We start from the raw sequence: 24,810 nt of genomic DNA on the forward strand, positions 1-24,810 counted from the left end.
ATCAGCCGCACCAATGAATATATCGGCAAAAAAATTGACTTATCGACTTTTCTTTTCATTTTATCGATAATTACCTCTATTCAAATAATTTAAGGCGCTAGCTAAACAGCATCAGCTAGTCATCATACCATTAGAATGGCATTAGAAAAGAGTGAGCCTTGCGCTCACTCTTAACTTTGCTTTTCTTCTTTATAGTCACATTCCACACACTGGACTTGAACGCCTTTTTTGAGTTTTTTCTCAACAAGAATTTTATCACATTTCGGACAGTTCCGCGCCAATGGTTTATCCCAAGAGATAAATTCGCATTCTGGAAAACGGTCACAGCCATAAAAAATTCGACGTTTCTTACTTTTTCTCTCTATAATATTGCCTTCTTTACAAGTTGGACATTTGACTCCAATATCTTTTACAATCGCTTTTGTATTACGACATTCAGGGAAATTACTGCAAGCCATGAATTTTCCATAACGTCCCATCTTAAAGACCATCGGGCTGCCGCATTGTTCACAATCTTCACCTGCTGGCTCATCCTTGATCTCAACCTCTTGCATTTCCTTTTCAGCTTTTTCGAGATTTTTCTCAAAACCAACGTAAAAGTCGTCAATGATTTTTACCCAGTTCTCTTTGCCATCTTCAATATGGTCTAAGTCTTTTTCCATCTTAGCTGTAAATTCCACATCAAGAATTTCAGGGAAGAATTCCAAAATGAGTTCCAAGACGATTCCACCAAGTTCAGTAGGAATAAAGCGTTTATTATCAAGGGATACATAGCCACGCTTTTGAATGGTATCAAGCGTTGGAGCAAATGTTGAAGGTCTCCCAATCCCCCGCTCTTCCAGCGTTTTCACAAGTCGAGCCTCAGTATACCTTGGCGGCGGCTGAGTGAAATGTTGTTTCGGCTCAATATCCTTTTTCAACACTTCATCGCCTTCTTTTAGGTTAGGAAGCATATTATTCTTTTCTTCAGTCTGGTCATCAGACCCTTCAACATATACCTTCATAAACCCAGGAAATTTAACTTTAGATCCATTGGCTCTAAAAATGACAGGGCCATTTTTCAAGTCAACACTCATCGTATCCATGACCGCCGGAGCCATCTGGCTAGACGTAAAACGCTCCCAAATTAATCTATATAGCCTTAATTGATCTCTTGATAGATACTCTTTTAATGATGTAGGCTCACGCATAATACTTGTAGGTCGAACCGCTTCATGAGCATCTTGGCTATTTGTGTTCTTTTTCTCTTTTTTCTTTTCTCCAGATAAGTACTCTTTTCCATAACTGCTTTCAATATACTGTGCAGCCTCATTTAATGCGACATCAGAAATTCTAGTGGAATCAGTTCTCATATAAGTAATTAAACCAACTGTTCCTTCTTTACCAAGATCGATTCCTTCATATAATTGCTGAGCAAGCATCATGGTCTTCTTCGCGCGGAAGTTTAATTTTCTTGCGGCTTCCTGTTGAAGAGATGAAGTCGTAAAAGGTACTGCTGGGTTGCGGCGTCTTTCTTTTTTCGTCACTGAGTTCACAAGGAACTTATCATCTTTCAATTGCTTTAAAATATTTTTAACATCCTTTTCAGACTTCAAGCTGATTTTTTCTTTTTCAAGGCCGAAAAAACTCGCCTCAAAGCTTGATTTCCCTTTTAAGAACTCTCCATCAATGCTCCAATATTCTTCTGGAATAAATGCTTCTATTTCTTTTTCGCGTTCAATTATTAACCTGACTGCAACGGATTGAACCCGGCCAGCACTTAAGCCCTTTTTAACTTTTTTCCAAAGCAACGGGCTGATATTGTATCCAACGAGGCGATCGAGTAACCTTCTTGCCTGTTGAGCATCTACAAGATCCATATTAATCGCTCGGGGGTGCTTAAAAGATTCTTTTATTGCATCCTTCGTAATCTCATTAAACACGACTCTGCATTCTGAAGTTAAGTCTATATCCAAACTATGCGCTAAGTGCCAGGCGATTGCTTCCCCTTCTCTGTCGGGGTCAGCTGCGAGATAGATTTTCTTTGCTTTTTTGGCGGCCGTTTTCAATTCTTTTAAAACAGGGCCTTTCCCGCGTATCGTTATATACTTTGGTTCATAGTTATTCTCGACATCTACGCCCATTTGGCTTTTAGGTAGGTCCCTAACATGCCCCATGGATGCTTTTACTTTATATTTCTTCCCCAAGTAGCGCTCTATCGTCTTCGCTTTTGCGGGGGATTCAACAATTACTAGAAATTCTGACATCCATTAGTCCTCCTTAAGAGGGAATTAATTAGTAACAAAATCTTTACTAGGTTAGATTCTGTTCTCACTTTTCCACATTCGTCATTATGTTTCATTCTATCTAAAAGGGAGCGAAGCATACTCGCTCCCCTTGTTTAAGCCAATTTTTTTAGATTAATTTCACTTGTGATTTTTAGAAATATTTATTCTCATGAAATATCCACTATTATTAATCAATTAATTGAAGTTTGTCAAATATGAGCTTTAGGAAAGGTCATTAATGAACCATCGCTTCCCACTTGGCCAGTTTATTGTTTTCACACTTCTGATGCAAAATGTATAACAGTTTTTACTGAATTTCAACCTTTTTGTTAAAATTCCTGTAAAATTTATGATATTTGTCCCTAATATACCAATTCCTCTAGAATATCTTCAGCAGTTTGTACAAGTTTTGCTCCTTGTTTAATGAGATCATTCGTTCCTTCGGCATGTGGGCTGAATATATTTCCTGGAACTGCAAATACCTCTCGTCCTTCCTGCAAAGCTGAATTTGCTGTTATTAACGAACCACTCTTGCTTTTGGCTTGTATAATTAATGTCCCCCGACTTATACCGCTAATAATACGGTTCCTCATTGGAAAATGCCATCTGGCAGGCCTCGTATTGGGCGGGTACTCAGACAATATCAAATGGTTTTTCATCATCTCAACAGCTAGCTGATTATTAGATTGTGGATAAATATGATAGAATCCTCCGCCTATAATAGCGATTGTGTTGCCTCCTGAATACATAGCTTCTCTATGAGCCAACGTATCTATTCCTTTGGCTAAACCACTGACAATGACGATTCCATTGTCAATCAACTTTGGAAAAAGGCGTTCAATTACATGGTGGCCGTATTCAGTTGCTTGTCTTGAACCAACTACTGATAATTTCTTTTTGTTTAGCAATGAAAGATTTCCCTTTGCATACAGCATCCATGGCGGTTCATAAGTTTCTTTCAACAGTTGAGGATAGGTATCATCAAAAATACTTATCATTTTGATCTCATTCAACTCATATTGTCGAATCTCATTCTGTATATTTTTTGACTGTAAATCCTCCAAAATCATCTTAATGGATTGTTGCTTTAAGGGAAGCTCCTGAATTAAAAGGTCTTTGGAAGGGGTGTAGAGTGATTGCAATGAGGGGTCTTTTTTTAATATATGATAGTTTGTCTTCCAGCCAATACCTCGGCAATGGTGAAGCAGGGCAAGACGCATGGTTAAATCGTCCATATTCAACCTCCTTTTCGGAATGATAATCAACAATGGGGATGAGCGAATTTGATTTGTTTTAGAGTGGAATGGTATAAGAAATGGAGTGTTTTTCATTGTAAATACGGGGTTCCAGCGCCTTCGTTTTTTCGAGGAAAGCAGCTTAAATATGGTGTCAATTTTTACGAATTTTAGCGGGTTTCTTGCGGGAAAATTAATTCAATTTCTAAAGCGATTTTGTCGAAAACAACAAGAAAACTCATTTTCTCATCGAATGATGATATTTGGAATTTTCGATAAATTCAAATCAATAAATAATCCCCTTGTTAGGGGACTATTTATTGAGAATGTAGTCTTAGTGTGTTTTACACTTGTCATAAAGTCCTTCTTCTTTAAGCACTTTAATTAAAGTTTCTCCCATTACAGATGGAGTGTCAGCCACTTCAATTCCACACTCATTCATTACACGAATTTTCTCGTCAGCTGTGCCTTTACCGCCAGAAATAATGGCACCAGCATGGCCCATACGCTTCCCTGGAGGTGCTGTACGACCGCCGATGAAGCCAACAACAGGTTTAGTCATATTTGCTTTCACCCATTCTGCAGCTTCTTCTTCAGCTGTACCGCCAATTTCACCGATCATGATTACAGCATATGTTTCTGGATCTTCATTGAATGCTTGTAACACATCAATGAAGTTTGTTCCATTAACAGGGTCTCCACCAATACCAACAGCTGTTGTTTGACCAATTCCAGCTTGAGTTAATTGATGAACCGCTTCATATGTTAAAGTTCCTGAACGGGAAACCACACCTACATGGCCTTTTGTATGAATATAACCTGGCATAATACCAATTTTACATTCATCAGCAGTGATAACACCTGGGCAGTTTGGACCTACTAGACGAGTCTTTTTGCCTTCCATATAGCGTTTCACTTTAACCATATCCAATACTGGAATATGTTCAGTAATACAAATTGCAAGATCAAGCTCTGCATCCACCGCTTCAAGGATAGAATCTGCTGCAAATGCTGCTGGAACATAAATAACTGATGCAGTTGCTCCTGTAGCTTCTACTGCTTCTTGAACAGTATTGAAAACAGGTACACCTTCCACTTCCATTCCACCTTTACCAGGTGTTACTCCGCCGACAATTTTTGTACCGTATTCAAGCATCTGCTTTGTATGGAAAAGGGCTGTTGAACCAGTGATCCCTTGTACAATAACCTTTGTATCTTTATTGATAAATACGCTCACGTTCATTCTCCTTCCTGAATTCCAAATATGCCAACAATCCCTGATAAATCATACAAATCAGGTATGACCTTAAGGTTGAGGTTCTTACTTTCATTACGTCTGCATAAACATTTGTACATGCAAACATCGTTCTGCAAAGTTTCTCTGCAAATAGGAAGTTATCCTATATTATTTTTAGCCTACTAAAGAAACGATTTTTTCTGCACCATCTGCCATAGAGCTTGCAGCTACGATTTCCACATCTGATTCAGCAAGAATTTGCTTGCCAAGTTCAACGTTTGTTCCTTCTAAACGAACGACTAAAGGAACTTTTAAGCCTACTTGCTTCGCAGCTTCTACAACACCAGTTGCAATGACGTCACATTTCATGATTCCGCCAAAAATATTTACAAAGATTCCTTTTACATGTTCATCAGAAAGGATGATTTTGAATGCTTCTGTAACTTTCTCAGCTGTAGCACCGCCCCCAACATCCAGGAAGTTAGCGGGGTCTCCGCCATAATGTTTAACAATATCCATCGTTGCCATGGCAAGTCCGGCACCATTAACCATACAGCCGATATTTCCATCTAACGCGATGTAGCTAAGGTCATATTTAGATGCTTCAATTTCTTTAGTATCTTCTTCTTCAAGGTCGCGCATATCGACGATTTCCTTTTGACGATAAAGAGCACTTCCATCAAAGTTTAACTTTGCATCTAAAGCCATAACTTTCCCGTCTCCTGTTACAACAAGAGGGTTGATTTCAGCGATAGAGCAATCCTTTTCTATATATGCATTATATAGGCCCATCATAAATTTAACTGCTTGATTGACCAATTTTGTAGGAATATTGATATTGAAAGCAACACGACGAGCTTGGAATGCCGTTAGACCAACAACCGGATCAATTTCTTCTTTGAAGATTTTTTCCGGAGTTTTTTCTGCTACTTCTTCAATTTCAGTTCCACCTTCTTCTGACGCCATTAGCGTTACACGAGAAGTTGCACGATCCAATACTAAACCTACATAGTATTCTTTTTGGATGTCACAGCCTTCTTCAATCAAAAGGCGCTTAACTTCTTTGCCTTCTGGACCTGTTTGGTGGGTAACAAGTGTTTTACCTAAGATTTCTTCTGCATATGTACGTACTTCATCCAAGTTTTTGGCAACCTTTACCCCGCCTGCTTTACCGCGGCCACCTGCATGGATTTGCGCCTTAACAACACATACGTCTGTGCCTAATTCCTTTGCAGCTTCTACAGCTTCTTCTACTGTGAAAGCAACTTTACCATTTGGAACTAATACCCCGTATTGTCTGAGGACTTCTTTTCCTTGATACTCATGTATATTCATTTCCCATCCTCCTATCTTAGTCTTCAAAAATAGACTGCGTTTCCATTTTATTAAATGACACATTAGTTGTCTACTGTAATAAAAGAAATATTGGATTAATCTAAATAGATTTAATAGAAAAAATGATAGAATACCCTTATCTCATGGGATTTTGACTAGTGACAAAATAATTTTAATTTTATTACAAAGGAAGCTGTTCATTTCCCACCAAATTCCACATTTTCTAATTTCAAAGAGATTAAATCCTATTTTTTCCCTATTTCTGCTTGGTCAATCTTGTAAATAAAGGCAAATACTTCAGCGACTGCTTGATATAATTCCTCGGGTATATTTTCATTTAGATCAAGATTACCTAAAAGCTCAACTAAGGAAGCATCCTCTTGGATCGGAATGCCATGCTCCTTCGCTTTTTCGACAATTTGATCTGCAACCAGCCCTTTTCCTTTAGCTGCCACCCGCGGAGAAGGTTTGAATGGTTCATATGTAAGCGCAACAGCTTCTCTTCTCTTATTATCTAGTTTCTTCATACTCTTATGTCCACCCCATTGAATGGTTTTGTTATGTTCAAGGTTGAACGAGCAGGTTTTATCACTTTTTGTTCTTTAATAAAACGGATGGATGATACCATATAGTCCTGCGCCTCTAAGTTGTGCTTTAATTGATCTATAAAGGGTCTAGCAGCTCTATCAATCCAATCATGCTTATTAATAACTGTGATATTCATCACACGCTTTTGGATGAGCAAGTCTACTATTGTTTCGTCTAAAGACTGCAAATTCAAGTAAAATAAAATTCGGCAATGATCAGGGTCAATTTCTCCGTTTGAAGTCTTTTTCCCACTCCACTGAATCGACAAATCAGTTGACTTTTTTAAGAATGGCAACGGAATTTGATAGGCATATTGCTGGATAGGACCCACCTCTTGCGAGAGCAGCTGGAAGCCCGTCAATTTATTCAATAGCTCTTTCGCAGTATCTTTTATCCCAATCGGCAATTCTTCAGCTAATAGACGCAACAACAGAGGTTTGAGCATGTCTTGCTTAAAAGCATCTTGGTTGTCGTCACTCTGAAGATACTGAATAAGATGTTGTTCATGTGACAGTCCAAGTGTTTTAATAGCCATTTTTAATAAATCTTTTATTTGCGGTGTCTCTATTGACTGTAGCTCCAGAGACATTTCCCCCCTTAGTGAGGAAAGCAACAATCGCTCTTGGTTTGATTGCATTTTTGGATGAATTAAAGCAGGATGATCCATTAAATTCTTCACTTGTTCCATCACAAATGCCGGACTACGTTCGCTATTTATTATCATGGAACTAATTAAATTTGAATCGTTTCCCTGTTTAGTTATATATGGTGAGAGTGCATCCTTCAAGATCGCAATAATCCGCTGTTCAGAAACTGGGAATTGGTTTTCTTTTGTCCTTACCTCATTTATTAGGTGTTGAACATCCAAGTGTTGATGTGATAACCCCATTTGGCGCAGGACAGTATCCAATTTAGCTAAACTTAGAATAAATGCCGGCTTGTTGCCTGTCTGGTTATTGGTTAAGACTTCTGAGAGGACTTTAGATATTGGCAATGAAGTCCGTTCTCCGTTAAATAATTTCTCCAGCGTTTTTGCTAATGCTTCCCCTTCATTTCCAGTTCCAGAATGTATCCCTATGTTCTTCAACATACTGAAGGCAGCGAGGGATTGGGGAGAGCTATTCTTTACCCATGCTTGGACAAGTTTATTGATTAATTGAAGAGAATCAGCTTCAGTCAGCTGCTGGAGTCTATAAGATAGTTCTCTGGCTGATTGCAGCCCCTGATAGTTTTTTAGTTCTAACTGAAGCTTGTTTAATTGGGGAGTGATTGGTCCTTCGGAGATAATAGATAAAACAGCTTGAAATACTTCAGCTTTAAAAGGCCAATTCCGCTCAATCATCATTTGCATAGCCTTTTGGCTTGTTTCAATGGACGGCGAGGATTTGACCCATTCCAAGGATCTTTCTAACACTTCCTTCGATAAAGGCAATTGCTCTTTTAGAAAAAATTGGACCAGTGAAATATTTTCCTTTGTAACAGGGATGTTGAGTTGATGCAGTAAACTTTCTGCTGAAGCTATTGCCTGTTTCCCATGAACAATTGTTTCTAAAACTTTTAATTGCACAAGCCCATCTTCCTTTTGGACCTGGAGCCAATAGCTCTCACCGACAGACAGCGGTATACTGATACGTGCAATAAAAGATTGTTTGCCTATTTGGACTTCAGCTGTTTCGTTAGGAAAGTAACGTTTGATTGTACCACTTAAAATTTGCCCTGAACGTAAAGCTACTGGCGTTTGTTCCGGTTTTTCTACTTTTATTAGCTGATCTGTTAATATTTTCATAATCCCAATCCCTTCACCTCTGGTCACAATTAATCACTATATGCTTTAACAGGTGCAAAGCTCTTGCGGTGAATCGATGTGATTCCGAATGCCTCTAATGCATCTAAATGGTCTTTCGTTCCATAGCCCATATTTTTTGAAAAACGATATTGAGGATAGTGCTCACTGAGCTTTAACATCAGCCTGTCTCTTGTCACTTTTGCAACAATAGAAGCGGCTGCAATGGAAATGCTTCGTGCATCCCCTTTGATCAATGCTTCATATGGGTAAGGTGTATTTAGCTTTACTGCATCGATCAATAAAAAATCCGGAATAGCATCTAAACCGGCAACGGCAGACAGCATCGCTTTCTTTGAAGCTTCTAAAATGTTTATTCGGTCGATTTCGTCCGCTTCAATGATTCCTACACCAAAAGCGACAGCTTCTTGAAGGATATACTCATAAAAATCATTTCGCTTTCTCTCTGTTAGCTTCTTGGAATCATCTATTCCAGGCAAATAAAAATTTGCTGGAAGAATCACAGCAGCTGCCACGACAGGGCCTGCCAGCGGACCTCTTCCTACTTCATCCACACCGGCTATGTATTTAAAGCCTTCTGCTCTATACTTTTTTTCAAACATCATCATATTCTCGTATTTTTGAATTAATTGATTATATTGATCTTGTTTGCGATGCCATTTTTTTAATGCGGCTTGAACTCCTTTTCTATCATCCTTCATGAGCTCATTAATAAATTCATCTTTCTCATTCAACTGCTGCAACTTTTTTTCGATTTCTTTAATTGATTGTTTTGCCATTTCAGTTTCTCCTATTTAGAATAATATCGACTTAGTTCAAAAAAAATAAAGGTCTTCATGTGAAAGACCTTTATTTAACTATATCTTCTTCTGCAGTGATTAGGTCAGCAGGATTCTCTAAAGAGATGCGGCCGAATTTTTCTGAACGAAATTCTCTTATGACAAGCTCAGTTACCTTATCATAGTCTACCTCACCACCGCCCATTAAACATCCTCTTCGTTTGCCAATTTCATCAAAGAGCTGAACAATATCTTCAGGTATTTCCGTTAAACTAAAACGCTCTTTTAACTTATTTGGATAATTGGCTATTAAAAACCGAAGTGCATACACGGCAACATCCTGTAAATTGAGAATCGTATCTTTAATCGCACCAGTTAAGGCTAACTTCATACCGACTTCTTGATCTTCAAATTTTGGCCATAGAATCCCCGGGGTGTCCAGAAGCTCGAGTTCCTTGCCGACTTTAATCCAAGCTTGCGCTTTCGTTACCCCGGGCGTATTCCCAGTCTTTGCAATATTCTTTTTTGCTAAACGATTAATCAATGTGGACTTACCCGCGTTTGGAATACCAACAATCATCGCTCTAATCGCCCTAGGTTTAACTCCTTTTGCCTTCATTCTGTCAAACTTCTCTGAAAGCAGATCCTTAGCTGTTGCTACTATATCTTTCATTCCTTGTCCGGCTTGAGAATTAATAGCGATTGCTCTAATTCCTTGTTTACCAAAATAAGCGATCCACTTTTTGGTCATTTCCGGATCAGCCATATCTGCTTTATTTAAAAGGACAATCCTTGGCTTTTGTTGAATGATTTCCTCTATCATTGGATTTCTTGATGAATAGGGAATTCTTGCGTCGATCAGCTCAAAAATAATGTCTACCAGTTTTAGCTTTTCTGTCACTTGCCTGCGCGCTTTGGCCATATGGCCAGGAAACCATTGTATCGTCAAGGTCCCCACCTCGCTTTTATTTTATTTTATTCTATTTTTCATTCTAAATCGAAATGTGCAACCGCCTCGCTCAGCCCCGACAAGCTTAAGACGCATAGGAAATGAAGGTTGAACTTTACCTTCAATTCCTATGTGGCTTAAGACCTCGAGGGGCTAGGCGGTGAAACTAGACAAATCGAAATGTGCAACCGCCTCGCTCAGCCCCGACAAGCTTAAGACGCATAGGAAATGAAGGTTGAACTTTACCTTCAATTCCTATGTGGCTTAAGACCTCGAGGGGCTAGGCAGTGAAACTAGACAAATCGAAATGTGCAACCGCCTCGTTCAGCCCCGACAAGCTTAAGACGCATAGGAAATGAAGGTTGAACTTTACCTTCAATTCCTATGTGGCTTAAGACCTCGAGGGGCTAGGCGGTGAAACTAGACAAATCGAAATGTGCAACCGCCTCGCTCACCTGGAACACAAGCTAAAAGGGCCACGTCCTATGGCAACGCCCATATAACCCACATTCCTGTGGGCCTCAAGCTTAAGCTTGAGCGGAGGCATAGGTCCTGGACAAATAAAAAGAAATCACCACAACCTGTGATTTCTTTTTATTCTACCTTATTTAACAAAGCGTATATCTTCAAGCGGCCAGTAAATAACACCAGCGCTTCCTAATACTTCTTCCATTGGCACAGGACCTATATGGCGGCTATCCTTGCTAAAGCGGCGATTATCGCCCATAACAAAAAGATGCCCTTCCGGAACTGTTTCCTGCCCAATCTTCTCTTCTAGCGTAAACGGCTCTGTTAAAGGACCATCTACTACTTGTTGTTTATATTCATCAAGGTAGGGCTCTTCAAACGCTTCACCGTTTACATATAAAATATCATCTTTATATTCGATTCTATCCCCGGGTAAACCAATAATCCTTTTAATATAATCCTTATTTTCCGGTGCATGGAAAACGATAATATCAAATCGATCCGGCTCTCCGATTGTATAGCTGAATTTATTAACAATCATTCGATCCTGATCTTGCAGTGTTGGCATCATTGATAGTCCATCAACAACAATCGGCGCAAATAGAAAGTACCTGATTACTGCAGCTAATAGAACTGCGATGACTAGCGCTTTTGTCCATTCCCATAATTCATTTTTCTTTTTTGCCATCGTTTCCCCACCATTCTTCTGTAAAAAGTGAAACAAGCTATTTTTACTGCATCCTTTTATATGTGATATGAGTATCCATCTCTTATCTTCCACTATACTTTAATAAGAAATGACTCTACTACTTATTTTACATAAATTTTGCCTAATAAACACGATGGGATGGTTATTTTATATATTATTTAATTATTATGTAATATTACAAGCAAATAATTGGAAATGCAAAAGAAAAGTTCATATGTCATAGAAAAGGAGCTTGTATATACAAGCTCCTCCGGCAATTCATCATTAGCTTTATCGCTAGGAAAAAGAGATTTAAAGTCCGCTATTACTAGCTTGCTTTAAAACTCTCATCCCTTAAAAAAGCGGTTATGCTATTTTTATCGAATTTCTTTAATACGAGCTTTTTTACCACGAAGATTACGTAGGTAATAAAGTTTCGCACGGCGTACTTTACCGCGGCGGATTACTTCAAGCTTCGCAATTTTAGGTGTGTGTACAGGGAATGTACGCTCAACGCCTACACCGTAAGAAATCTTACGTACTGTAAAAGTTTCGCTAATTCCACCACCACGACGCTTAATCACAACACCTTCGTATACCTGAACACGTTCACGAGTTCCCTCAACAATACTTACGTGTACACGTACAGTATCACCAGGACGGAACGCAGGAAGATCAGTACGAAGTTGATCTTGAGTGATTTCTTGAATTAATTTTTGCATCGTTTTCAACTCCTCCCAAGATGCTCTTGCACAACATGATAGATTGCAGCGGAACACCGTTATAAGACAATGAGCTAAACATAGTTAGCACAAGTCACAAAAAATATCATACCATAATAAGCGGTTGACTTCAATGTTATTTACACTCTTTTTTTATATCATCAAGCCATTTCTTCTGTATATCTGTCAACTGCATGTTTTCAAGCAAATCCGGACGTCTCATATATGTCCTTTTTAACGATTCCTTTTCTCTCCAGTCATCAATTAAACGATGATTTCCAGATACCAGTACATCAGGCACCTTCATTCCCCGAAAATCGGCTGGCCTCGTATAATGGGGATGTTCAAGCAGCCCCGTACTAAATGAATCCTTCATATGAGATTCGGCATTCCCTAAAACGTCAGGGAGCAAGCGAACAACACTGTCAATGACCACCATTGCACCGAGCTCTCCGCCTGTTAAAACATAATCACCAATCGATATTTCATCTGTTACAACATGCTCTCTTATTCTTTCGTCATAGCCTTCATAATGACCACAAATAAAGATTAGATGATCATGTGTCGAGAGTTCCTCCGATTTCCTTTGGGTTAATCTTTCCCCCTGCGGGCACAAAAGGACAACTCTTGGAGAAGTATTCGTGTTTTCCTTCAATGCTTCAACAGCGTCAAAGATTGGCTGAGGTTTCAATACCATTCCCGCTCCGCCGCCATACGGATAATCATCTACTGTTAGATGCTTGTTATCCGCGTAATCCCTGAAGTTAACTATATTGTAGTTAACAGCATTCTGGTCAGCTGCCTTCCTTAAGATAGAATGACCTAGGACACCTTCAAACATTTCTGGAAAAAGGGTCAATACATCAATTTTCATCATGAAAGTAACCCTTCCATCGGTTCAATAATAATTGTTTTCTCATCTATATCTACTTCCTTAACAACCTGCTCTATATAAGGGATTAAAATATCCTTCCCTTTTTTTCCTGTAATGACCCAAACATCATTGGCACCTGGTGAAAGAATTTCTTTTATTTCCCCAACCTCTTCACCGTTTACCGTTTTCACTAAACACCCAATAATTTCATGATAATAAAACTCATCTTCTTCAAGTTCTGAAAGCTGGGTTTCAGGTATTTTTAAAATACCGCCTTTCATCTTTTCAATATCGTTCATATTATTAAGTCCTTCAAAAGTAAGAAGGTTAAATGATTTATGAGTGCGATGTGAAGCTACAGTCAATTCAATTGGCTCTTTGGCATCTGGCATAAATAAATACAACTTATTTCCTGGCAAATACCGCTCGTCAGCAAAGTCAGTTCTTGAAACAACCCTTGCCTCGCCCTTTACTCCATGCGTATTAACAACTTTACCTACATTAAACCACTTTTCCATATCTATTCACCTCTAGCGGATCTCATCGATGATCCCGTCTTTTACAATAATTGTTCTTCCATTCTCTATGTCTTCCCAGCGATCCCCTTTTTCCAATTGAATAATCGCTTGAACTTCTTTTTCTTTCAGTTCGCTTCCTAATGGTAGCATATGTAATTGTTCTATTTGAAAATCGAGTAATTTGATTTTTTCATTTCTCGATTGAATTTCTTTATCAAAATAAGTTTTTAAATTACTCAATTGCGACTTTTTATTTTTTTCCCATTTCTTCATCTCAAATCTAAATTGATCACATTCCTTTTGAAGCTGCTGTTTTTTCAATTCATAATTAGACAGCAATTCTTTTTTGCTGTTTTCCGTTAACACTTGTTTAACTGTTACCGTTTGAATAATTTGCATCATGACAGCCCTCCATTGTACTTGGGTGTATTGACCTCATAAATCAGCTACTGATTTGAATTTTAGATAATGGAAAAATGGTAAAAAAAGGAGGGGTTTCCCCTCCTTTTCATTGTTGTTTATTAAGCTATGAATTGACTAAGGGTCACCGTCTAATTAAGGATAAGGAGATGGTGACCCTTATCGATGTCTAGCTGCGGCTCCTAGGGGCTCGAGGTCTTAAGCCACATAGGAATTGAAGGTAAAGTTCAACCTTCATTTCCTTTGCGGCTTAAGCTTGTCGCCCCTGATCAGTCGCCTTCGCTTTTCATTTTGTCTAGCTGCGGCTCCTAGGGGCTCGAGGTCTTAAGCCACATAGGAATTGAAGGTAAAGTTCAACCTTCATTTCCTTTGCGTATTATGCTTGTCGCCCCTGATCAGTCGCCTTCGCTTTTCATTTAATCTCTAAGAAAATTTTCTTTTCTTGAGATGTTCCTGCTGCATAAACAACTGTTCTGATCGCTTTCGCAACGCGCCCTTGCTTCCCAATTACCTTCCCCATGTCACTCTTGTTGACTGAGAGCAAATAGGTCACTGTGTTGTCTTCTTCTTGAACATTCACTCGAATATCTTCCGGAAAATCAACGAGGGGCTTCACAATCGTTTCGATAAGCTTTTTCATAGGATTATGAATTACTTACCGTGTTTAGCGTTATGGAATTTTTCCATAATGCCTTCGTTTGAGAATAGGTTACGTACTGTATCAGATGGTTTCGCACCTGTTTGTAACCATTTAAGAGCTAATTCTTCATTAATATCAACAATTGCTGGATTTGCAACTGGGTTGTAAGTTCCAACTACTTCGATGTAACGTCCATCACGTGGTGAACGAGAATCAGCTACTACGATACGATAAAAAGGAGATTTTTTTGCTCCCATACGTTTTAAACGAATTTTTACTGCCATTTTAAAAAGCACCTCCGAATAGTTTCACACAAGATAGTATAATATCAATAGTTAGTTAGTTTGTAAAGGTTTTTTTCTTTACATACTTCAAAAAACTGTTTCAACCCTTTAAAAGGGGTTAAATGGCAGCTTAAAGCCACCTTTTTTCTTGCCTTTTTGCTGCGTGCCTGTCATCTGCTTCATCATTTTTTTCATTTCTTCAAATTGTTTCAACAGACGGTTAACCTCAGGTACAGATGTTCCGCTGCCTTTCGCAATTCTTTTTCGACGATTTGCATTAATCGTTTCAGGATGAATTTTTTCATCTTTTGTCATCGATTGAATGATCGCCTCTACATGCGTAATTTGCTTATCATCGATCTTAAGATTATTAAGACCCTTCATTTTATTGGCGCCGGGCATCATTTTTAAAAGTTCATCCAGCGGCCCCATCGTTTTCACTTGGCCAAGCTGCTCTAAGAAGTCATCCAAAGTGAAAGAAGCCGTGCGCATTTTCTGCTCCAGTTCTTTTGCTTTTTCTTCATCAACATTTGCTTGTGCCTTTTCTATAAGCGATAAGACATCACCCATACCTAAAATACGGGAAGCCATTCTTTCTGGATGGAATGCTTCGAGTGCATCAAGCTTTTCACCGAGCCCAACAAACTTAATCGGTGTTTGAGTAACAGAGCGAATAGATAGAGCTGCCCCACCACGTGTATCGCCATCAAGTTTAGTTAAAACGACGCCAGTCAAGCCTAGCTGTTCATTAAAGCTTTGGGCTACATTAACTGCATCTTGTCCTGTCATTGCATCTACAACAAGGAAAATCTCATCTGGACTAGACAATTCTTTTATTTGTTTCAACTCATCCATTAAAGCTTCATCAACATGCAATCGGCCTGCTGTATCAATTAGGACATAATCATTATGATCTTCCTTCGCCTTTGCGATCGCTTGCTTAGCAATCTCTACAGGGCTTACTTGATCGCCTAAAGAGAACACAGGCATGCTTAACTGCTTGCCCAATGTTTCCAGCTGCTTAATCGCTGCTGGACGATAAATATCTGCAGCAACAAGCATCGGGTTGCGATTGTATTTTTTTCTTAGCAGGTTAGCAAGCTTTCCTGTAGTTGTTGTCTTACCAGCACCTTGTAAGCCAACCATCATAATAACGGTTGGGGGACGGTTTGCTACAGCAATTTTACTTTGCTCACCACCCATTAATTCTGTCAGTTCTTCTTTAACAACCTTAATGACCTGCTGTCCTGGTGTCAGGCTTTTCATTACTTCCTGACCTACAGCACGTTCGCTGACCTTTTTAACAAATTCCTTGACGACTTTAAAGTTAACATCGGCCTCTAACAGAGCCAGACGGACTTCACGCATCATTTCCTTTACATCAGCTTCATTAATTTTACCTTTGCCGCGAATTTTTTGGATGGTACTTTGCAGTCGGTCGGCTAATCCTTCAAATGCCATAGTAGTGCCGCCTCCTAATCTAATTTCTCAAGTTCTTCAAGTAATTCACTGATCTCCGCATGTGGGGAATCTGTTTTTAGAAGTTCTTTCATATGCTCAATCATCTTACAGCGCTCTTTAAATTTATGAAATAATAACAGCTTTTCTTCATATTCTTCAAGCATTGCTTCTGTACGCTTGATGTTATCATAGACCGCTTGTCGGCTTACTCCATACTCTTCGGCAATTTCTCCAAGCGAAAAGTCATCGAGGTAGTACAGGGACATATAGCTGCTTTGTTTTGGTGTTAACAAAGATTGATAAAAGTCATAGAGGTAATTCATCCTCGTTGTCTTTTCAAGCATCCACTATTCCCCCTTGTTAAGTGAAAAGCCTTTACAAAAGTAAGTTTACCTATATGCTGTGTGCATGTCAAGGAAATATCCTTTCATAACCGAGTGTAGATTTACATCCGTCCATTTTATGTTAAAAATTGCAAGAAAAAACCTAACTCCTCCGCTTTTTCGCTTCCAGCAGCCGTCTCATTCTTTCTTCTCGCTCCTCATCCGTTATTGGATTCTCTCTTATTTTCTGTTTCTTAACAGCCTTCTTCTTATTAGCCGTTTTTTCTTTTACAACTTTTATATTGCTTTCTGTTGTCTTATATTGGGCAGATGGATTTGTTTGAATAACCTTGTGAGCATTTACTCCATTCGATTCCTCCGTTGCGTATGCCTGCTGTCTTTTTCTTAAGAATGAAGGTAAACCAAATCGCCTTATAGCAATCTCCACAAAATAAAGTAAAAATGCGAAGGCAACTAACACAATACTAAAGTCTTGTTGGCTAAATGCCTTTTGTTGGAGCGGACGAAAGGCATCCGCTTCTTTATCAAGTTTTTTTCCAGTTGTTATTGAAGCAAGTTCTCCAAGCAAATCGTGGTTTGTCCCTTCCAGTAAATATTCATCTGAATAGGGAATCGCGAACCCTGTTTGATAATTAATCATTTCGCCATGCTCATTCGCTTGTTTAATACTTAAAAAGTACATCCCTTCCTTTTCCGGAACCATCACTTCATATTTGCCGGGCGCTACGAGCTTAGCATTCGTTTTCACTTCGCCGCCATCTTCAGTTAGGACGGTCGTTTCAATAGGCAAAGATTGATTTGTTAAGGATTCAAGATTAACAGTCGTTTGCTCCGACCCCTTTGAAACGGATACTCGAAAAGGTTCGCTGTCATATTGTGGTAGTGTGGCAGTTACAAGCTGATTAATAAAATCAGACCACTTATTCCATCTTGCCCAATCGCCAGACCATTTGCCAGAGAAGTCGGATGTGAACGCGATTGTGCGCCCAATTCCATATTGCCATTGAGCTAGAATTGGATCCTCCTTTTCACTTAAGAGAGGAATTTTCGCTCTCGGTTTGGCTGTAACCGCAATATAGGCATTCATCTGCGGGATGCCGTCTTTAAATAGGCTTGACCATTCTGGATCATTTTGAACGAGCGGGTAAAAAGGATTATCCTCTATATACGTTCTTGTAGCCATCACTGTCTCCCTGGATAATATACTCGGAATCACTGAAGCATCAGTCACATCATAATATCTCCCTGAACCTTGTTCCGCCAAATCTTCAAGCAGTGCTCGATCGGCATCTTGGCCAATTGCTACTGTAGATAAAGTGATATTTTTTTCCTTTCCGTTCTCGATAATGGCATCATAATCACCACCGCCCGAAGATTGTCCATCAGTCAGAAGAATAATATGTTTACGCTGCAGCTTTAAATCTTCTAATTCCGAATAAGCTTTTTCCAGTGAAGTGAAAATTTCTGTTCCCCCGCCTGGCGTAACAGAGAGAATTTTTTCTACCGCATCTTCTTTATCCTTTAAAGGGCCTGTTTCGACGATCACCCATGGCCGATCATCGAAGGCAATAAATCCTAAAGTATCCTCTTCCCTTAATAATTCTACAGATCTGGCAGCTGCTTCCTTCGCTAATTCCAGCTTCTGTCCATCCATGCTGCCTGACCTGTCTAACACAATCATCAAACCGAGTGAAGGCATTTCTTCCTTGCCTTTTATCTCCATTTCAACTGGAAGGAGCTTTTCTATCGGTGTTTTAAAATACCCGCCTAGACCGAAGCTCTCTTCACCGCCAGCCATCATAAACCCTACACCAAACTCCCTGACTGCCTGTTCAATCAGCTCCATCTGTTTCTCAGTGATTCCTGTTGCCTGGACATTGTTAAAAATGATGGATTGGTACTGAAGGTAGCCAGATAAATTCGTTGGCATTTTTTCAGGCATCACCGTGTTCATTTCTAAATCGGAACTTTGCAAAGCTTTTTGCAAATGATCAGACTCATCACTTTGCACGATAAGCACCTTTGGTTTTCCTTTTATATTCGTAATTGCTTGTAAGGCGTTATTTTCGATAAAAGTATCGCCCTCAGATTCTATTTCAGCCTTCAATACTTGCAGACCGCTGCCTAGCGCTTCGTAACTAAATGCGTATTCATTCTTTCCTTCCTTCACGTCAATCTTTTGCTGGAGAATTTCTTTATTATTCAAAAACAAACGAATTTGTGCGGTCTGATTAATATTGCTATTAACACTTAAAGAGACAGATGCCTCCTCCCCTTCATATAGAGAAGGGGAAACTTTTAAGTCAGATAGTGCCATGTCTTCTCCAACTTTGCTGTTGACTTGAACATAGTCCAGCTCAATTCCTCTATTTTTTAATAGCTTCGCCGCCTCCGTACTATTGCCTATCGTCTCATTTCCATCGGTGAATGCAACGATTCTTCCGCTTGAATTTTGAGGGATAAGCGAAGACGCAAACTGAAGACCTGATTCCATGTTCGTCTCTGTTTCATTAATAGCCCCATTAAATTCCGTTAGCGATTCTGATTGATTCCCTAAATTTTGGTCTAACACAATATTTTCAGCAAATGAGGCAATAGCAAATTCATCTTTGGCCCCCTTATGTTTCACACTTTCTTCAATCCAAGCAAGTGATTCCGCTTCTGTTCCAGTCACACTTGCTGAACGGTCCACTAAAAAAACCACCCTTTCACCTTTTATAGGCAGATACAATTGCGGAATCGATAGTGCAAGAATGAGTAAAGTAAAGACGGTGATTCTAATTGCTGAGATGATTCGCGCTTCTCCTTTTTTAAAACTGTTCCCATTCTTTAAATATAAAAATACGACAAAGAAGGCAGGAAGTAATAATAGCAATAGCAGAGGGTATTTAAATTCGATGCCCACGTCGGTATACCTCCCATTCCACGAAACAAAGACATAGAGCAATGAATGTGAGCCAATACCAAATATGTCCCACTGGCCTTTGTACCCCAACTTCACTTAATGATTTCTCATTGATTGTAAATGCATCTTCTAAAGAAGCATGCTTCTCTCTTTCATCTAGCAAAACTGAGAAATAATAGATTCGCTCATCAATAACTGCTTGATAAATACCTGGCGTAGCAGGGGCTGTAAAGCTCTCTTCTGCCAAATTAAGAGAATATAGATTTTCATCCGCCTGATTAAAAATCTCCACTATTTGCGCATCTTCACCTTCACCCATGCTAATCCATCTTTCTTCGTTTGCACTAAAGTATCCTAAAAACTCATTTGTTTGTGACAAATATTGATAAGCATTATATAAAAAGATAGGGAAGCCTGGCTGCAGTGGCCAATCGGAATCAGTAAGAGAAAAGTTAATGACAATAATAGGATAGCCATTATTCATACCCTTTTGAATGACCGGGACATCACCACTCATAAGCACTGGTTCAAGGTTCCCTTCTGACGATGTCACAACTGAATCAATATAAATATTTTTAGCGTCTACGTATTGAAGTAGCTGTTCATCTTTTGTAATAAGCTGCTCTGTTATTTTTTGTTTTTCTCCATTTGTCCGAAAAAAGATAGCTGGCTGCATGGGCAAGTCTTGTAACGACTCTCCTTCCGCGATCATAATTCCATTCATGTTATCACGCTTCTCTTTTACCTGAATGATATCTGTTCCAATAATTTGGAACCCTTTAATTGTAAAAGGGTTGATTTTATTCAATGCATACACTGAAGGATTATTCTCACTATAAATGGCTATCGCAGCATTATCGACTTGGTAGCCATCATTTGCATCAAGTACTGCCTCATAATATGTCTCCTTAGGAAGATCGGCAATATTGACAATGACTTGGTCATTGCTGGGAATTGATACCTCTTCCTTGAACCATTCATTGTTTTCAGTTCGTACGGATAAGATTGCTTTTTTCTCCGCATCAGTTTGATTAGCTATTACTGCAACGCCGGCAATCTTCCCCTCGATAGGAGCAACACCAAAAGATTGCAGGGATATATTTTGAATTTCGCCGCCGATGTTATGCACTTCTGCATATTGATCATCAAGAATTTCTGCCACTTCTTTCTTTTTGACTGCATCAGAAAAAATATGTATGGCTGTATCCCTGTTATCTGCAAGGGAAGCAGCAAGGTTTAATGTTTTCGCGATGTTTTCGTGATTATAAGTAAGTTCAAGACTTTGAATCTTTTCGTTGATAATCGCCTTGTCAGCTTCCTGATTCAAAAGAATGGATGGCTTATCACCTGCTTGGATGAGTGTTACAGGCTGTCCATTCGTTTTTTTAATTAATTCACCCATCATTGCTTTTGCCTTGTCAAACCTTGTATCACCATCATCAACTGCCGCCATGGAGGCAGAAGTATCCACTATAAAGATTAAATGCTCTCCCTTTATTTGCTGTCCCATAAAAAATGGACGAACAAGCGCGAGCATCAGTAACAGCAACGCCAAAATTTGCAGCCAAAAAATCAAGTTTTGCTGCAGCTTCTTAAGCCATGGCGAAGCCTGCCATTCATTTAATACTTGCTGCCAAAGCATATTTGAAGCAACCGATTGCTCCTTATACTGTTTGCGAAAAAAATAAAACAGGATAACAGCTGCAATAAAGATGCCGAAAAAGAAAAAATAGGGATTTAAAAACTGCATCGCTCCACCTCTGTTCACTTAACATTCAAAGGGAATCTCACCCCCGTTTGTCTAATACGCTTCTTGATCCAATATTGTTGATACGATTTAGTTATTGAATCAACCTTTTTTTAACCATATCTCTTAATAGGAAGGTGGACAGATCTCTCTCCTCCGTCAATTGCATAAAAGCTCCTCCATAGCGGCGGCATAACCGTTCTAACTCCTCTGTATGCCGCTCCATACGCTTTTGATAATCTATTAAAATAGCATCGTTCATGCTTACATTCACAGCCGTTTCCCGCTCGCTATCTATTAATTTCATATCTCCACTATATGACGGTGACACCTCTTCTGTTGATAACACCTGAAACAACCAAATTTCCTGTTTAAATGCTTTCATTTTTTTAAATACAGAGTCAAGAAGGCTAATATCCTCCATTCCATCTGTAATGAGAATGGACAATTGATGCTTTTTGACAAGCGATTGTTCAAGTAGTTTTACAAATTCACCCGTTTTTGCTTTTGTATCGAGATTGATAATATCCAAAAAAGTTTTTTTGCTATAAATAGATCCTTTTTTCTTCAGTGGGCGGGTGCCGCTTGTTGGTATTAATGAAAAAAACAAACGATCTTCTTCTTTAAGTACAAGGTAGCTTAATGCAGCTGCCAACTCTTTTGCTAAATGCCACTTTGTCGCTATATGTCTCATCGAAGTGGTTCCATCAAGATAGATTGCAATAGAAATTTCCTGCTCATCTAAAAATCGTTTAATATAATGCTTCTGTGTTCTTCCATATACATTCCAATCAATCTGCCTGACATCATCACCAGGCTGATAGACACGATAATCTGAAAACTCCAATGAGGATCCGAATTTACTTGATTGCCTCGTCCCGTTATGAAGCCCTCTTTTTTTCGAGCGCACGACCAGCCGTTTTTGCTGTAACTTCCGCAAATATCCCTCCGACCGATTCATTTATTCAATGCACCCACTTCCTCAATCAATCGATCGATGATCATATCTGTTGTCATTCCGTTTGCTTCAGCTTCAAAGTTTAAAAGAAGACGATGTCTTAAAACCGCTTTTACTGTTTGCTTTAAATCTCCAACGGAAACATGATATCGGCCTAGGCATAACGCACGTGACTTCGCCATACTAATTAAACTTTGCAATCCGCGTGGTCCACTGCCATATTGAACATATTGCTTCACAATCTCTGGCGCATCACTCGCACCAGGGTGAGTACTTGAGATAAGATCCACTGCATATTCTATCAAGTCTTCAGAAATGAGAATTTCTTTTGCCAGCTTTTGCAAAAATACAACATCATCTACGCTTGCCACTTTTTCCAATGACCTTTCTGAGGCTCCTGTTGTTCTCTTTACAATTTCTTTTAACTCAGCTTTTGTCGGATAATTAACATCTACTTTGCAAATAAACCGATCCGTCTGCGCTTCTGGCAAGGGATACGTCCCCTCCATATCAATAGGGTTTTGGGTTGCCAATACAAAGAAAGGCTTTGCCATTATTTTCGTTTCCCCCATAATGGTTACCGTCTTTTCACCCATCGCTTCAAGCAATGCACTTTGTGTTTTCGGGGTGGCCCGATTGATTTCATCAGCTAATACCATGTTGGCAAACAATGGACCTTCATGAAAAATAAAGCTTTGTTTCCCTTTATCATCTGGCTGCAAAAGCATCGTTCCTGTAATATCAGAAGGCATAATATCCGGGGTGAATTGAATACGGGAAAACTTTAAATCGAGACACTCAGATATCGTTTTAATTAGCATTGTCTTTCCGAGTCCAGGCAGCCCTTCTAACAGTACATGTCCGCAAGCAAACATACTCCACAATACTTGATCGATTACCTCCTCCTGACCGACTATAAAGGACTGCACCTCTTCCTTTACCTTTACTATTAATTCAGCTGCTTGTGAAAACTCCTGCGCTTTCTCTTCTATAACAGACATTTTGTCACTCCTTATTCGGGTCAATATTTGTGAAATATAATTGCACGATTTCTTCTAAATCTGCAGGTAAACGGTAACGCTCTGTACTTTGACGATAAGCTTTTTCATACTCTCGATACACTTCTTCGTAAGGTCTGCTATTGCCTTTCATTACTGGACCTTCGCTTTCATACGATTCTGCAGATTTACCGTTTCCGAGCTCACCTTTCTCCGTTTCTACATTTTCCTTTCCTTGGATGCGTTCTGGAATGGTCAGCAACTCTCTAGATCCCTGGCCAACACCAGCACCGTTCCCTGAGCCGCTACCTGATCCACCACCGCCAGAGCCGCCAGACCCTGAACCATTTCCTGAACCCGAACCGGATCCTGATCCATTTCCTGATCCTGATCCATTTCCTGATCCGTCACCATTATCGCTATCACTATCCTCATCACTACTTTCATCTGATGTGTTCGATGATGACTGATTGGATTGGTTTCCTTGATTATTCGAACCGGAAGACGGTGCAAAAGCTATATTTTTTGGAGGCATGCCGCTAGCAGCCATTTGACCTTGCATTGAATTCCCAGTGCTTTGCATTGCATTTTGTGCCGCAGCTAATTGTTTTAATAACTCTTCAGAATTTAACGCTTCCTCTATTTGCGCAACCAGCTTTTCCATATCTTCTTCGGTTAATTGACCATCAGATTCTGTCATTTGGCTCAACAGTTCTTTTTGCTCCTCGGTTAATTTATCCCAATCCTCATTTAAGGCTGCCAGCTCCTCTTTGAAATCATCCAGCTGCTTCTCATCAAGAAGTTTCGCTAACTCTTCCATTTTCTGGTCATCCAGCTCTTTCTTCCACTGTTCCAAGACATCTAGTTTTTCTTTTTCCTTCATTTGCTGAAGCTCTATGTTCTTCATCTCTTTTGCCAATTCCTCGAGGGCCTTTTCAGCCGTTTTCTGCTGTGCTATTTTTTCCTTCGCTTCTTCAATTTTCTTCTTCACAACAGGATTTTTCTCTTCTTTTATTTTCTCAGCAAGCTTTTTTTCTGCTTCTTCAATAAGCTCTTTTTCCTTTTCCAGCTGACTAGCGAGCTTCATCGTTTCATTAGGGAAACTGTATAAGAGAACTCCTCCAAGCGCAAAGGCTGCAAATAAAAGAAGTAACCTTGGATGGAAACATTTCTTTTTTCTTTTTAACACTCTTTCTGATTCTTGTTTCATAAAATGAACAGCATCACCGAGCTGCAACTGTGCCATTAAGCCATCATCATCCATAAATGTGGCAGCGGTTATCACCCGATCATCTGAAACATAGCGATTATAAATAAGGGCAGCCTGTTTCAATGTAGGCCTTGCCCTCCATATACGAATAATAAACAAAACTGTAGTAACTGAAAAAATGCCAATGACATAATTAATCAAATATGGCGTTACTACAAATCTTGAAAGTAGCAGAAGAAAAAGAGTAGCTGCCCCGCTTATGAGGAGGAACAACTGAAACTCTTTCAAGATGACTTCTAAAAATAGCTGGCGCTTGACCGGTTTTAATAGCTTAATGAATCTATTCCAATTAGTCATCACATTCATTCCTTTTCGGATT

22 protein-coding genes are annotated in these 24,810 nt (G+C 39.3%); all 22 read right to left on the reverse strand.

Features of this window, described 5'->3' with window-relative positions; genetic code table 11:
* Positions 1 to 170: 170 nt before the first annotated feature.
* Positions 171 to 2,246: a type I DNA topoisomerase gene (gene topA, locus J2S17_RS10310; RefSeq protein ID WP_307474491.1), complete on the reverse strand. Its 2,076-nt coding sequence runs from the start codon at positions 2,244 to 2,246 to the stop codon at positions 171 to 173.
* Between the two features lie 383 nt (positions 2,247 to 2,629).
* Entirely contained in the window at positions 2,630 to 3,502 is an 873-nt protein-coding gene (gene dprA, locus J2S17_RS10315) for a DNA-processing protein DprA (RefSeq protein ID WP_307474493.1), read from the reverse strand.
* Between the two features lie 334 nt (positions 3,503 to 3,836).
* Positions 3,837 to 4,739, reverse strand: coding sequence for a succinate--CoA ligase subunit alpha (gene sucD, locus J2S17_RS10320; protein ID WP_307474494.1), 903 nt, complete (start codon positions 4,737 to 4,739; stop codon positions 3,837 to 3,839).
* 174 nt (positions 4,740 to 4,913) lie between these two features.
* The gene (gene sucC, locus J2S17_RS10325) at positions 4,914 to 6,074 is read right to left on the reverse strand and encodes an ADP-forming succinate--CoA ligase subunit beta (RefSeq protein WP_307474496.1); all 1,161 of its coding nucleotides are present in this window, start codon (positions 6,072 to 6,074) and stop codon (positions 4,914 to 4,916) included.
* 245 nt (positions 6,075 to 6,319) lie between these two features.
* A complete protein-coding gene (locus J2S17_RS10330; RefSeq protein WP_307474498.1) occupies positions 6,320 to 6,601 on the reverse strand; it encodes an EscU/YscU/HrcU family type III secretion system export apparatus switch protein in 282 nt (93 codons plus the stop codon).
* Complete coding sequence (locus J2S17_RS10335) at positions 6,598 to 8,448, reverse strand: TP0910 N-terminal domain-containing protein (RefSeq protein ID WP_307474500.1); 1,851 nt, start codon at positions 8,446 to 8,448, stop codon at positions 6,598 to 6,600. The genes J2S17_RS10330 and J2S17_RS10335 overlap by 4 nt, the downstream gene beginning before the upstream one ends.
* A gap of 29 nt (positions 8,449 to 8,477) precedes the next feature.
* On the reverse strand, positions 8,478 to 9,245 hold the full coding sequence (gene rnhB / locus J2S17_RS10340; RefSeq protein WP_307474502.1) for a ribonuclease HII: 768 nt from the start codon (positions 9,243 to 9,245) through the stop codon (positions 8,478 to 8,480).
* Between the two features lie 70 nt (positions 9,246 to 9,315).
* Entirely contained in the window at positions 9,316 to 10,194 is an 879-nt protein-coding gene (ylqF, locus tag J2S17_RS10345) for a ribosome biogenesis GTPase YlqF (protein WP_307474504.1), read from the reverse strand.
* 604 nt (positions 10,195 to 10,798) lie between these two features.
* Positions 10,799 to 11,350, reverse strand: coding sequence for a signal peptidase I (gene lepB / locus J2S17_RS10350; protein ID WP_307474506.1), 552 nt, complete (start codon positions 11,348 to 11,350; stop codon positions 10,799 to 10,801).
* A 377-nt stretch (positions 11,351 to 11,727) separates the two neighbouring features.
* Complete coding sequence (gene rplS, locus J2S17_RS10355) at positions 11,728 to 12,072, reverse strand: 50S ribosomal protein L19 (protein ID WP_307474509.1); 345 nt, start codon at positions 12,070 to 12,072, stop codon at positions 11,728 to 11,730.
* Positions 12,073 to 12,208: 136 nt separating this feature from the next.
* Positions 12,209 to 12,946, reverse strand: a complete 738-nt coding sequence (gene trmD / locus J2S17_RS10360; protein ID WP_307474663.1) for a tRNA (guanosine(37)-N1)-methyltransferase TrmD — start codon at positions 12,944 to 12,946, stop codon at positions 12,209 to 12,211.
* On the reverse strand, positions 12,946 to 13,464 hold the full coding sequence (gene rimM, locus J2S17_RS10365; protein WP_307474511.1) for a ribosome maturation factor RimM: 519 nt from the start codon (positions 13,462 to 13,464) through the stop codon (positions 12,946 to 12,948). The genes trmD and rimM overlap by 1 nt, the downstream gene beginning before the upstream one ends.
* A 12-nt stretch (positions 13,465 to 13,476) precedes the next feature.
* Positions 13,477 to 13,863: a YlqD family protein gene (locus tag J2S17_RS10370; RefSeq protein ID WP_307474664.1), complete on the reverse strand. Its 387-nt coding sequence runs from the start codon at positions 13,861 to 13,863 to the stop codon at positions 13,477 to 13,479.
* 433 nt (positions 13,864 to 14,296) lie between these two features.
* Positions 14,297 to 14,524 (reverse strand): KH domain-containing protein, encoded by a 228-nt coding sequence (locus J2S17_RS10375; protein ID WP_307474512.1) that lies wholly within the window; start codon positions 14,522 to 14,524, stop codon positions 14,297 to 14,299.
* An 11-nt stretch (positions 14,525 to 14,535) separates the two neighbouring features.
* On the reverse strand, positions 14,536 to 14,808 hold the full coding sequence (rpsP, locus tag J2S17_RS10380) for a 30S ribosomal protein S16 (protein WP_307474514.1): 273 nt from the start codon (positions 14,806 to 14,808) through the stop codon (positions 14,536 to 14,538).
* Between the two features lie 108 nt (positions 14,809 to 14,916).
* Positions 14,917 to 16,269: a signal recognition particle protein gene (ffh, locus tag J2S17_RS10385; RefSeq protein ID WP_307474516.1), complete on the reverse strand. Its 1,353-nt coding sequence runs from the start codon at positions 16,267 to 16,269 to the stop codon at positions 14,917 to 14,919.
* 14 nt (positions 16,270 to 16,283) lie between these two features.
* The gene (locus tag J2S17_RS10390) at positions 16,284 to 16,613 is read right to left on the reverse strand and encodes a putative DNA-binding protein (protein WP_307474518.1); all 330 of its coding nucleotides are present in this window, start codon (positions 16,611 to 16,613) and stop codon (positions 16,284 to 16,286) included.
* Positions 16,614 to 16,755: 142 nt separating this feature from the next.
* Entirely contained in the window at positions 16,756 to 19,518 is a 2,763-nt protein-coding gene (locus J2S17_RS10395) for a VWA domain-containing protein (protein WP_307474520.1), read from the reverse strand.
* Positions 19,502 to 21,268, reverse strand: a complete 1,767-nt coding sequence (locus tag J2S17_RS10400) for a vWA domain-containing protein (protein ID WP_307474521.1) — start codon at positions 21,266 to 21,268, stop codon at positions 19,502 to 19,504. The genes J2S17_RS10395 and J2S17_RS10400 overlap by 17 nt, the downstream gene beginning before the upstream one ends.
* 91 nt (positions 21,269 to 21,359) lie before the next feature.
* Positions 21,360 to 22,226 (reverse strand): DUF58 domain-containing protein, encoded by an 867-nt coding sequence (locus J2S17_RS10405; protein WP_307474523.1) that lies wholly within the window; start codon positions 22,224 to 22,226, stop codon positions 21,360 to 21,362.
* Positions 22,223 to 23,224: an AAA family ATPase gene (locus J2S17_RS10410; protein WP_307474525.1), complete on the reverse strand. Its 1,002-nt coding sequence runs from the start codon at positions 23,222 to 23,224 to the stop codon at positions 22,223 to 22,225. The genes J2S17_RS10405 and J2S17_RS10410 overlap by 4 nt, the downstream gene beginning before the upstream one ends.
* A 4-nt stretch (positions 23,225 to 23,228) precedes the next feature.
* On the reverse strand, positions 23,229 to 24,788 hold the full coding sequence (locus J2S17_RS10415; RefSeq protein ID WP_307474527.1) for a DUF8809 domain-containing protein: 1,560 nt from the start codon (positions 24,786 to 24,788) through the stop codon (positions 23,229 to 23,231).
* Between the last annotated feature and the right edge of the window lie 22 nt (positions 24,789 to 24,810).

This window comes from Cytobacillus purgationiresistens, assembly GCF_030813235.1.
GTDB lineage: Bacteria > Bacillota > Bacilli > Bacillales > Cytobacillaceae > Cytobacillus > Cytobacillus purgationiresistens.